Source organism: Pedobacter sp. (genome assembly GCF_045627485.1).
In the GTDB taxonomy this organism is placed as follows: Bacteria; Bacteroidota; Bacteroidia; order Sphingobacteriales; family Sphingobacteriaceae; genus Pedobacter.
Genome location: NZ_JAZQNU010000087.1, coordinates 1 through 12,931 on the forward strand (window position 1 = coordinate 1; position 12,931 = coordinate 12,931).

Sequence of the window (12,931 nt, forward strand, 5' to 3'; positions counted from 1 at the left end):
CAGAGAGAAAAGATCGTTGGGTTACTCCACCCAGGTTGTACAAGCCGAAGAACTGAACGAGAACAAACAGAATAATGTGGTGAATGCCTTGCAGGGAAAGGTTGCAGGGGTAACCATATCCAGCACTGGTGGCGCACCAGGGCAGGGTGCCTCGATACAAATAAGAGGCATCAACTCCCTTGATCCGAACAGGAGCAATGAACCTTTATTTGTGATTGATGGGGTAATAATTGATAATTCGACATCGCTCGTTGGCGATCAGGCAGATTTACGAGGAATGTCAAACCGTAGTGCCGACATCAATCCACAGGATATAGAAACCATCAACGTATTAAAAGGTGGCGCTGCTACAGCGCTTTATGGTCTCAGGGGTTCTAATGGTGTTGTGGTGATTACCACCAAATCAGGGCAGGCCGGCGTGCTCAGGATCAATGTAAGCAGTACCACCGGTATAGACGAAGTAAACCGCTTCCCTAAAGTGCAAAAGGTCTATACCCAGGGTTTTGGCGGTGTGTACGATCCGACCAGCTTTTTTCCTAACTGGGGTCCTACGGTAGCGGAGGCCAAAGCCATTGATCCCACACACCCCGACAAACTATTTGATGTTTTTGATGAGGCTTATCAAACGGGCTGGCAGACTAAAAATAACCTGAGCGTATCTGGTGGTACAGAAAAAGTGGTTTACTCCAGTACCTTTTCTTATTTTAAACAGGATGGTACCATTCCTTACACCGACTACCAGAACATCAGTGGTAAGTTGGGTGCCCAGGTTAAATTCAGTGATAAATTCCAGACCGGCGCCAGTTTAAATTATATTAATTCAGGCGGTCACCGTTATAACGCTGATCGTTTTAATGAAAATATCAGTTACTGGTCGTCTAGGTGGAGCATGAAAGATTTTCTGACCCCAGAGGGCACCATGAATTCTTATGGTAATGATAACCCGCTTTACGGGCCATATACCAATAAATTTAAAGACGATGTGAACCGTGTTATCGGTAACATTAACTTCAATTATCAACCGTTAAACTGGTTGAACCTCACTTATCGTGCTGGGGTAGATACATATACCGATAAACGGGAACGCTGGGCCCCAGGTCCGAAAGGTGTTGAAAATGAAAGAATATTTACAGATAATGGCGGTGGTTTTATCTACGATTATAATACAAACAGCAGAATCATCACTTCCACTTTCATTGCAGCGGCAGATGCCAAACTAACTGATGATATTAAAGGAGTTTTGCGTGTTGGTCATGATCTATCGGACAGTAAAAATTCTACCGTAACGGTAACCGGTGATACGCTTGCGGTATATAATAACTTCAATATTGCCAATGCCAGGGTGGTGCGAGGTAGGAACGACCTCAACAAATACCGGTTGATGGGATTATTCGGCGAGTTATCTCTCGACTATAAAAACTATCTTTTTCTCACCTTAACCGGCAGGAATGATTGGACATCATCCTTGTTGTCGCCCAACAACTCTTTCTTTTATCCTTCGGCAAGTATATCCTATGTTTTTTCAGATCATCTTAAATTACCGGCAATCATAAATTTCGCAAAGGCCAGGTTCTCTTATGCTAAAATTGGTAAAGACGCTGCAGCCTATGCTTATTCTACGGGTTTTACTAATTATCAGTCTTTAGGCAATGGCTTAACTGGTTATACTAAGGGGCCTTTGTTAGGTGATCCAAATTTAAAACCTGAGTTTACCAACACCTATGAAGGAGGGCTGGAAATGCAGTTCTTTCAAAACAGGCTAGGTTTTGATATTTCTTATTATTATTCTTTGTCAAAAGATCAAATTATTGCCGCTGATATTTCGTCAACTACAGGTTTTGTTCAGGCTGCAGTGAACGCAGGAAGTATGAGAAATAAGGGGATTGAAATTGCACTGAGTGGCGAACCCCTCAAAACTGACGACATTACCTGGACCTTTGGTTTAACTTTTTCTGCTAACCGCAATAAAATCCTGAGTTTGCGGGAGGGACTTGATGAAATTATTCTGGCTTCGCAATTTGGCTATGCAGGGGCGACGGTGACGTCTAAAATCCTGGAGGGAAATTCCTATGGAGATTTATTTGGAACGGGCTATGCCAGGGCAAGCGGCAATTACGATGGCTACCTTATTGATAATGATGACCTTTGGTTGATTGGTGAAAACGGATTCCCAGAAAAACAAACCAACCTGCTTATTGCCAATTCTTCGCCAAAATGGATAGCAGGATTAAACACTACTTTCCGTTATAAGGATTTTACCCTTATTGCCTTATTTGATACCCGGCAAGGACAATATAAGTACAATCAATTGGACAACTTTTTCTCTGCTTTCGGTATAGCGGCCTATACACTGGATCGAAATGACCTTCGGGTATTTAATGGTGTTTCGGCAAATGGCGCTCCAAATGTCAAACAGGTATGGCTCGGACAGGGTATTGGACCCGATGGCGTAGATTACGCAGATGGTTATTACCGAAACTCCAGGTACGGGTACCGGGGTTATTCTGAAAACTTTGTTCAGGATGCTTCCTGGATCCGTTTACGGTCACTTAGTATTGCTTATAACTTGCCTCAAAGTTTACTTAGAGCAACTTTTGTTAAAAATGCCAGTGTCAGTTTAACCGGAAACAATATATGGTTACATACCAAATATAAAGGCTTCGATCCGGAAACAAGTTCTTTTAGCAGCGGTAGTAACGTGTTGGGGTTCGCCGGGTTTTCTTATCCGGCTACCCGAAGCTACCTGTTTACCTTAAATGTAGGATTTTAATGAAAAACCTGAACATGAAAAACTCAAACTTTACCATATCAGTCATCACAGGTATTATGTTGATACTTACCTTACCTGCTTGTAAAAAGTATTTTGAAGTAGGAGAGAACCCGAATCAGATTGCTGATCCTCCTATTAATACGTTACTAACCACGGTGACGTCAAAAGCTGCTTTCAGCACCTATCAGGTAGGTGACATTACCTCCTATTTCGTGCAATATTTAGCGAGTCCATCTGTTGGTGGGAGTACAGATACCTACCAGCCGACCGATTACAGTACCACCTGGAACCAGATTTACTTTACCATGGCCGATTTGAATGAAATGAAAACAAGGGCAAGGGAACAAGGGGCTACTGAACACGTAGGGGTAGCAAATCTGCTTATTGCCTATGAAATGGACCTCATTATTAATATGTGGGGAAACGGCCCCTATACGGAGGCTTTCAATCAGGAAATTTTAACGCCGAGGTATGACGACCAGGAAACTTTTTATAATAGTGCGCTTACCTTGGTAAATGAAGGCCTTGCGGAATTGAGTAGGACTGATGCTTCTGTAGGTTTAGGAAGTAGCGACGACCTGATTTATGGTGGTGATACCGAAAAATGGCTGCGTTTTGGTAATCTCATAAAAGCCAGGTTACTAAACAAGGTCTCTAAGAAATCGATATATAACCCTTCCGAGGTATTGGCTGCTGTTGACCTTTCTTTTAAAAGTAATGCTGATAACGCCGGCATGTCAAATTTTGCGGGTAATAATCCATGGGCTGATGTGGCTATTTCTAATACAAACCTTGTTTTGGACGGCTGGTTATCTGAGCAATTGGTTAATGCTTTAAATGGGACAACCTTTGGTGTGTTTGATCCGCGCATTGAAAAAATTACTGATACCACCATAGCCGGGATTTACAAGGGAACGCCGAATGGGGCTGGAAATGTGGGGCCTGCAAGCAACACGGTGAGGGATGAAAGTTACGTCAGCTTAAATTCACCTTTGTCTGGACGTACTTCTCCAGTGTATTTGGCTACCTATGCGGAACTAAAGTTTATAGAAGCCGAAGCAGCTTTTAGAAGTGGTAATACGGCAAGGGCTTACACAGCCTACAGGGAAGGTATAGTGGCAAACATGAACCAGCTTGGTGTGGCTACAGCTGCACAACAAACTTACCTGGCCAGTTCTGTAGTGGCATCAGATGCAGCAGCCCTTACCCTAAATCATATTTTTCGGCAAAAATACATTACCACTTACCTTATGCCTGAAGCCTGGGTGGATGCAAGGCGTTTCGATTACCAGTATGTGGATTTTACTTTGCCTGTCAATGCCGACCTACCTACGTTTATAAGGAGGGTAGAATACGTGGATTCGGAAAAAAGTAAAAATGGTAACAACGTGCCTCAAGTTACCTCACTTGCGGAACACTTATGGTGGGATACACCATAGCTTAAAATAAAGTTTATCCAAAAAATAAATAACAAAGAGAAATGGCGGTGATGATCCCAACCAGGTCGGCCAGCAACATGGCGCCAACTGTATAACGGGTGTTGGAAACACTTACAGAACCAAAATAAACGGCTATTACATAAAATGTGGTGTCGCTGGAACCCTGCAAAATACTAGATAAACGGCCGGCGAAGGAATCGGGCCCGTAGGTAGTCATGGTATCAATCATCATTCCTCGGGCACCACCACCACTTAAGGGTTTTATAAGGGCTGTAGGTATACCATCGATAAACCGGGAGTCTACACCTAAGGCTGTACATACGTATTTCATGCCATTAATGACCAGGTCAAAAGAACCACTGGTGCGCAATAAGCTAATCGCAATCAGCATGCCTACCAGGTAAGGGATAATTCTTACAGCGGTATCAAAGCCACCTTTAGCACCTTCAATAAAGGAATCAAAGACATTGATGTTTTTGTAAATACCACCCAATACAATAAGAAAAAAAATCAAAAGCAGGATACCGTTACTTAATATACCTGAGAATGTTTGCAATCCGCTGGTGGTTAGGCTGGTTAGGTACAACACCAGCAAGGCTATTACAAAGGAAATGCCTAACACCCATGCCAGAATAATGGGCTGCAGAACATTGATCTTTTGTTTGTAAGATACAATAAGCATGGCTGCAATGGTGGCTACAAAGGTGGCAATCATGCAGGGAATGAAAATATCTGTAGGGTTGGCTGAATTTAAAGAGGCACGGATAGCAATAATACTTACCGGAATTAAAGTCAATCCGGAGGCATGCAAGCATAAAAACATGATCTGTGCATTGGAAGCGGTATCTTTTCTTGGATTTAACTCCTGCAAACTTTCCATCGCTTTCAAACCGAAGGGGGTTGCCGCATTGTCTAGTCCAAGTAGGTTTGCAGAAAAGTTCATCACCATATGTCCTGTAGAAGGATGTCCTTTTGGGATATCAGGAAACAGTTTAGCGAAGAAGGGGCCAATTATCCTGGATAATAACCTGATACCACCCGCTTTTTCTGCAATGCTCATGAAGCCCATGAAAAGGGCCATAATACCAATTAACTTCAGGCAGATGTTTACAGCTGTCCAGCAAGTTTCAATTACACCATCCACGTGTAAGGGGTTTCCCGGGTCATCGGCTTTACCGATAATCATCCAATTGAATATTTCCGACTGTCCTAAGAAGAAGCACTTAATACTGGCTACTACAATTGCAACGATGATAAAGGCTGACCAGATTCTGCTTAATGCCATGTAAGATAAATTGTTTTAAAGGCCTAATTTATAGTTTTGATTGCGAAATTCCGTTTTTGAAGCTTATAATTATTTCTCCGTCATGGCTTAGCTGGAAGTTCGCAGGCTTATAAACATCTATTTCACCGTGGAGGATCATGCCGTTACCTTCAATAACCCGGTAAGCACCAAGATGTCTGAGGTCGCCAATGTCCTGTACGATATAACATTGGCTTACTGCTTGCCCGTAATCTATAGGCTCTTCTTCATAACACAACCCCATACTTATTTGCGCCCCTTCATAGACAAGGTTATTGAGAAGGAGATGAAATATTTCTTTATTGTTTTTCGGAATGGCTTGATAAACGTCTAATGTATTTTTGAGGTAACTTTTTCTGATGATGGACATAAGTCCGCTGAATATGGAGAGGAAGTAATACTTTCTGATTTGCTGTTTATCTTCATCGCCGTGTAGCCCGCCTGCCTCAATTAATATGGTAGACATACCCGCGGCCTGAAAGTTATCGCCGAAAGCGCGTTGTTCATATTCATCGTCAAACAGGCCTATTTGCTGCGGAAGCAGGGGGTTAAGCTGTTCAAAGATGTCGGCAATTACAAGCATGGCATCTCTGCGTGTCTCATTGATGTCGAGCACCTCATTGTAAGCCGGCGCTAAAAATGATAGGGTAGCGGGTTTGCCTGTTTTCTTTACACTCCATAAGGTCGACTGGTCGTGAAGATTGAAACCAAACGCAGGCTTGATCTGTTCGCGGATGCTTTTCAGCAACCGGCCTTCTGGTGTTACAGTTTGCAGGTAATCGCGGTTGATGTCGATCTTTTGTGCATTTCTGCGGCTAAACATTTCAGCACCATCAGGATTTATCATGGGCAAAACATGAAGGGTGCAAGCTTGCTCCAGCTCCATGGCTACAGCCTTGAACTCGGGGCATTGCAGAAAGTTGAAAAGATCGAACAAAGCCATGGTGCCTGTAGCTTCATCGCCGTGCATCTGGCTCCAAAGAAAAATGTCAATGGGGCCGTGGCCCCATTGAATTAATTGTATTGACCGTCTCTGGTGAGAAAGGCCCACCTCGGTTTTTCGAAACTCGGCAGGCAGTAGCTCCAGTAGTTTGACCACTGTAGCATGTTTTACAAACCGGTTGGTCAATTCTTTAGTTAAAAACTGGTTGTATGCTCTTAAAATGTGGTCAACCTGCATATTATGGTAATTCGTCTGTAAGATCAAAACCCCAGGTTGTACCTTTTTCCGAAGCAGGAATTCCACCAACCATCCAAACTGGTGCTTTAGCACCCTTCAGGTAATGGTCAAAAAACTGCTGTTCCCTTATTTGTATGTCTTTTCTGTTTTGGCGTAAGATAAGGTTATGTGCTTCGTTATTATAATTCAGCAACCATGATGGTTTACCTAATCTTTTTAACCCGGTGAACAATTCGATACCCTGGTACCATGGCACAGCTCCGTCGGCATCGTTAGCCATAATAGCCAGCGGTGTATTTACTTTAGGCAAATAAAACAACGGGGAGTTCTCGATATACAACTCTGGTTTTTCCCATAGGGTAGCGCCAATTCTGCTTTGGGTTTTCTCATACTGGAACTGTCTGTTCATGCCACTATCCCAACGGATACCGCCATAGGCAGAAGTCATATTGGCAACAGGTGCACCAGCCCATGCGGCTGCATACATATCAGTTTGCGTAATCAGGTAAGCAACTTGGTAACCACCCCAGCTTTGTCCCTGTATGCCTATTTTTTTGCCATCAACCCATGGGTTTTTCTTTAATGCCTCTACACCTGAATTGATATATTCAACAGCAGATCTTCCTGGATAGCCTGTTTCATAACTGATATCAGGAGCGAACACCAGGTAGCCATTACTTACAAAAAATGGAATGTTTAACCTCGATGGTGTAGGCGCAGGGGCTTGATAGTTATATAAACCGTCAGAAAGTTTCTCATAGAAATACGCAATCATCGGGTATTTTTTATTCGGATCGAAGTTTTCAGGTTTATACAAAATACCTTCTGCAGCAAAGCCTTTTGGTGTAGTCCATTTTACCAGTTCTGCGGTACCCCAGTTATAATTTTGTTGCTGCGGATTTGTTGCACTAAGTTTAACTTCTGTTTTTAAGTCAACTGTGGTAAAAACGTCAGGAGATTTTGTGTAGTTACCTTTGTCATACAAGTAGCGGTTCTCTTCTTTGGCTTTTACCAATGATGAATATTTATATGGCCCCATCACCACTAATTCAGGAGTCTTGCTGTCGTATAAGCTTTTTTTGAAAAAACCATTTTCCTTGGTTACATTGTTAAAAGCGTTAATAAATAGCTGTTCCTTTTTAGGAATAAAACGCTCGTCCTTGGATAATTCATCATATCGGAAAGTGATGTTGTTTTTTCGGCCATAACCATCAGTTATATTTTTCGGTGTCGATTTGCCATCTGGCGAAAAGGACCAGATATCGTATCGATCGTATAGGAGTACTGCTTTATCGTCCTCTGTCCAACCAGCAACACCATAAGGTGAGGGATCTGCAGGCACATCATTAAGCTCATCGGCAAACTTTACCGCCATGCCTTTGGTGAGTGGAATCAGTTTTCCTGTTTCAATGATATAACTGTACCAACCTGCATTTTTTTTGTCGTAAAAAAGGATATACTTACCGCCTGGTGAGGCCAAAGCTGAACCATTTAAACTTTCCATGATTTTTTTACGGGCGCCTGTATTAACATCCACAAGGTAATAATCGCGTGCCGGTGAACCGCTCCATTGAATGGCGATACGGTTTCCATAGTCTGTGGAGGCTAGTACCCAGTCTGCATCACCTTCGTTCAGGATGGTTGCCTCGGGAAGTTTAACATCTGTTAATGGAATAATTTGTGGATCAGTGTTGAAGATATCTATGACACTGAGGTAACTTTTCTTAGCTTCTCTATCTGCATTTTTGAGCTGCATTGGTTGCAGATAATCGTCTTTATACCCCCAAATGTCAAGCTTTGCATGTTCAAATTCTACCAGGGTGGTGTCTTTTGGTTTTTTAATTGGCGCAATTCCAAAGAACAACCTGTCGCCATTTTTGCTGAATGTTAGTTTTCCATCTCCGCTGATACCCCAGTTAGCTGGCATTCCAGGAAAATCTCTTTCAACCAATACTTGGGCTGTATCTAGGGTCACGGTGTTGTAGTAAATGTTATAGTCTTTCACCTGGGCTTTCTCCGGACCGGTTTCGCCTATAAACACAAGGTTTTCATTTTCTTCATCGAATAGGAAACTTTTGAAGGTTCCCTTCTTCGAAACCAAAGTTTTCGTGGTGCCTTTTTCTGCATTAAATAAGAACACACCTGCTGGCACAGTTTTATCAGTTTTAGACCCTGAACTTGCCATGGCTAAAAGTTTTCCGTCTTTGCTAAGCGCATATTCGGTCACAAATTTAAACCTGCGTTCTACACCTGTAGTTAGGTTTTTAAATACAAGTTCTGTCCCCTCTGAAGCTGGTTTTTTGACGTCAATAGGAGTGGTTGCAGCTGGCTTTTTTGTCGTGTCAACAGGTTTGTCCAATTGGTAGACAATAACATCACCACTTAATTCTGGAACCTGGAATGATTTTACTTGTGGTATTTTTGTAACTGCCATTGTAGTCAGGTTTAAAATACCCAATGTGTCTTTGGTCAGATCTTCCGGTTTCTTTTTTTTGATTTTGGCTAGCCTGACGTCCTTGTATAAAGGCTTGATTAGAAAGGAAGCATATTTAGCAGTTTTGGTGAACTTAACCTGTTCGCCCCTTGGAATTTCCTTTTTTGTATTGCTCGTAAAGTTGTGAAAATACAATTTACCGTCGCCTTCCTGGAGGAGTATGTTATAAGCACCCCATTGGCCGTCATCAGAAAGGTATTTAATACCTATATTTTCCCAGGTGTCGTAAACACTGTGGTCTATGGGCTTTTTTTGAGCATAACTGATGCTTGTTAATAAGAAAAGGAAAAGAAAGAGGTTTTTTTGCATGGATTTTAGAGGTTTAGATACTTGAACGCTAAAAATACAATTTTTACATCGCAGTTAAAACGAAAAAAGTGCCCCATAAAGGCACTTTTTTCGTTACATTAAGAAGAGGGTTAAAAGATTATTTGTTCTTTTTAGCCTGTATTTTTGTTTGTTGCTGTTGTCTCATGTAATCATCTAAACGTGACTGAAACTTGCTTTTCTTTTTCTCTTCTTTTGGTTTGGCTTTATTCTCTTTTAGAATGGCATGGATCTTATCATCGTTTACCATTTTTTTAATCAGGAACTGCTGACCAAAGGTTAGCATGTTCGCCAGGAAGTAATAGTAGTTCAAACCAGCAGGATAATCGTTTAGCACACCTAAGAAAATGATCGGCATGATGTAACCAATGTATTTCATTTGTCCGGTTGCACCAGATATCTGATTATTGTAATAGGTGTAGATTAACGTAGAGATGGTCATCAATACACACATTAAACTTAAGTGATCACCAATAAATGGAATGTTAAAACCGAATTTTATGAATTCATCATAGGTCGATAGATCATGCATCCATAGGAAGCTTTTTCCTCTTAATTCAAATAAATTTGGAAAGAAGAAGAAGAAGGCCATTACGATTGGTAATTGTAATACCATTGGTAAACAACCCCCTAATGGATTTACACCTACTTGTTTATAAAGCTTCAAGTATTCCTGTTGCAGAAGTGTAGGGTTATCTTCGCCAACTTTGGCTTTTATTTCGTCCATCTCTGGTTTCAGGATTCTCATTTTAGCCATGGAAACGTATGACTTGTAAGTTAGCGGCGATAAAACCACTTTTAACAAAATCGTTAATACTAAAATGATTAGTCCATAATTCCATCCAAAACCTTCTAAGAAGTTAAATACAGGAAGAACCACAAAACGGTTGATGTATTTAATAGGCCAGTAACCCATTTCTACCAACTTTTCAATCTCATGTCCCTGACTTTTTAATGCGCTGAACTTGTTAGTTCCGAAATAGAAAGTCATCTCATAATTTTGCGATGCCAGCTGATTAAAAGGTAACTGCATATTTGCGCCGTACCACTTAACCATACCTGGTTCTGTGCTCACCCTAACTTCCAGGTTTCCTTTTTCAAAGCCGCCTTTAGGAATTAACACACCTGAGAAGAAGTGTTCCTTAAAGGCTATCCATTCGATTTTACCTTCATTTAGTTCTTCTTTGGCATCTTTATCAGTACCAATGTGATCAGGTGTTTTATCTACGTATTTATAGTAAGGTGCAGAGTAACGTTGTTCGTTTGCTAAAGATTTTTCCTGCTGTAACAATACTGCATCCCAGTTTAGGGAGATGGTGTTACCTTGAATTACCTGGTTCAAACCATTTAGGGTAATATTGAAATCAATATTATTACTATTTGGTCTTAGGTTATAAATATAATCTAAATATTTTCCAGGGCCATAGGTGGCACGCATGGTCATCGTTGAATCGGATGATTTATTAGCTGCAAAATATAAATCATTTGTATTTACAATTTTGCCACCGATATTTAGGTTTAAACCAAATTTATTCTGGTCGCCTTGAAATAAAATTAGAGGCCCTCCTGTATATGTTTTCTCATTTTTGATTTCTACTGAAAGTAGTTTACCACCTTTGTTGGTGAAAGTCAACTTTAATTTGTCGTTTTCAAGAACACTAGTCGTTTGCTCACCAGTGATGTTAGCTCCAAACGGGCCTTTCAAAGCTGTAGAATCTAAAGCAGGAGCAGTGGCAGCAAGGGGAGCAGCAATGCTGTCAGGTATTACACCTGCTTTTCTTGCTGAATCTGCTGAGATCCGTTGTTGTTCTTTTTTAATTTCAGCCTCACTTGGCTTGAAAAAATAAAAAGAACCCGCAAAAACGATCATGATCAGGAACAGCCCTGTAAATGTATTTCTATCCATTATAATAATTTAAACGCTTATTTGTTTGTTTTCTTCTTCGCATACTCCATTGCAGCGGCGACAAATTTAACAAAAAGTGGGTGAGGATTCGCTACTGTTGATTTTAATTCCGGGTGAAATTGCGCACCTAAGAAGAACGGGTGGTTTTTTAACTCAATAATCTCAACCAAATGATTGTCTGGATTAGTCCCAGTAGCAATCATGCCAGCTTCTTCATATTGTTTTAAATAGGTATTGTTGAATTCGTAGCGATGTCTGTGACGTTCGGTGATATGAGCTTTGCCATAAGCAGCATAAGCTTTAGAGCCTTTTTTAAGGTCGCATGGGTAAGAGCCTAAACGCATGGTTCCACCTTTATTTGTTACTTTCTTCTGATCCTCCATCATATTGATCACAGGATGAGGTGTATCTTCGTCGATTTCAGTAGTATTTGCGTCTTTTAAACCTAATACGTTACGGCCATATTCGATCATGGCACATTGCATTCCTAAACAGATTCCAAAAAAAGGAATGTTGTTTTCCCTAACATAACGTATGGTATCTATTTTACCCTCAATACCACGGCTACCAAAACCAGGTGCCACTAACACGCCATCAAGATGTCCAAGTTTTTCCGCGGCATTATCCGGGTAAATGCTTTCAGAAGGGATATATTCTATCCTCACCTTACATTCGTTGGTAGCACCCGCATGGATGAAAGATTCGATGATCGATTTATAAGCATCAGGAAGCTCAACATATTTTCCTACCAGCCCGACGGTTACCTCTGCTGTAGGATTTTTAAGTCTGCCTAAGAAATCTTTCCAGAGCTCCATATTTGGCTCGTTTTTCTGTGGCAACTTTAACTTACTTAATACCGTTTTATCCAGTTGTTCCTTAATCATCAATAAAGGAACACTATAAATGGTTTTTGCATCCATAGACTCGATTACCGCGTTAATATTTACGTTACAGAACAATGCGATTTTTTTGCGAATATCTGGTGTAAGGTGATGTTCGGTACGACATACTAAAATATCAGGTTGAATACCGTATTCTAATAAGGTTTTAACAGAGTGCTGTGTTGGTTTTGTTTTTAACTCTCCTGCTGCAGCTAGGTATGGTATTAATGTTAGGTGTATAACGATTGCATTATTAGCACCTTCTTCCCATTTAAACTGACGAACAGCTTCAATAAATGGTAAAGATTCAATATCACCTACAGTACCACCAAGTTCAGTAATAACGATATCAAAATCGCCACTCTCACCCAGGATACGCATATTACGTTTGATCTCATCAGTAATATGTGGAATCACCTGTACGGTTTTACCTAAATAATCGCCTTGACGTTCTTTATTAATTACATTCTGATAGATACGGCCTGTGGTAATGTTATTGGCCTGCGAGGTTGGTACATTAAGGAAGCGCTCATAATGGCCCAGGTCAAGGTCTGTTTCCGCTCCATCTTCTGTTACGTAACATTCACCGTGTTCATATGGATTTAGGGTTCCAGGATCGATATTAATATAG

The 12,931-nt window shown here is 41.1% G+C and carries 7 protein-coding genes; 2 read left to right on the forward strand and 5 right to left on the reverse strand.

The window, feature by feature from the left end:
• A partial coding sequence (locus ACR2F3_RS06430; RefSeq protein ID WP_432709155.1) for a SusC/RagA family TonB-linked outer membrane protein occupies positions 1–2,770 on the forward strand: 2,770 nt, incomplete at its 5' end.
• Positions 2,770–4,209 carry a SusD/RagB family nutrient-binding outer membrane lipoprotein gene (locus ACR2F3_RS06435; protein ID WP_432709156.1) on the forward strand — a complete coding sequence of 480 codons (1,440 nt, stop codon included), beginning with the start codon at positions 2,770–2,772 and terminating at the stop codon, positions 4,207–4,209. The genes ACR2F3_RS06430 and ACR2F3_RS06435, both read left to right, overlap by 1 nt.
• A gap of 13 nt (positions 4,210–4,222) precedes the next feature.
• Here the strand turns inward: ACR2F3_RS06435 and ACR2F3_RS06440 are convergent, their stop codons facing one another.
• From ACR2F3_RS06440 to ACR2F3_RS06460, 5 genes are all read right to left on the reverse strand, one after another.
• Positions 4,223–5,494 (reverse strand): nucleoside recognition domain-containing protein, encoded by a 1,272-nt coding sequence (locus ACR2F3_RS06440; protein ID WP_432709157.1) that lies wholly within the window; start codon positions 5,492–5,494, stop codon positions 4,223–4,225.
• Positions 5,495–5,522: 28 nt separating this feature from the next.
• A complete protein-coding gene (locus tag ACR2F3_RS06445; RefSeq protein ID WP_432709158.1) occupies positions 5,523–6,719 on the reverse strand; it encodes a M14 family zinc carboxypeptidase in 1,197 nt (398 codons plus the stop codon).
• A complete protein-coding gene (locus ACR2F3_RS06450) occupies positions 6,694–9,495 on the reverse strand; it encodes a prolyl oligopeptidase family serine peptidase (protein WP_432709159.1) in 2,802 nt (933 codons plus the stop codon). Before ACR2F3_RS06450 ends, ACR2F3_RS06445 begins: the two co-directional genes overlap by 26 nt.
• A gap of 118 nt (positions 9,496–9,613) precedes the next feature.
• Positions 9,614–11,419, reverse strand: coding sequence for a membrane protein insertase YidC (gene yidC, locus ACR2F3_RS06455; protein ID WP_432709160.1), 1,806 nt, complete (start codon positions 11,417–11,419; stop codon positions 9,614–9,616).
• A 17-nt stretch (positions 11,420–11,436) separates the two neighbouring features.
• Positions 11,437–12,931: CTP synthase (locus ACR2F3_RS06460; protein WP_432709161.1), on the reverse strand; the 1,495-nt coding region annotated here is incomplete at its 5' end.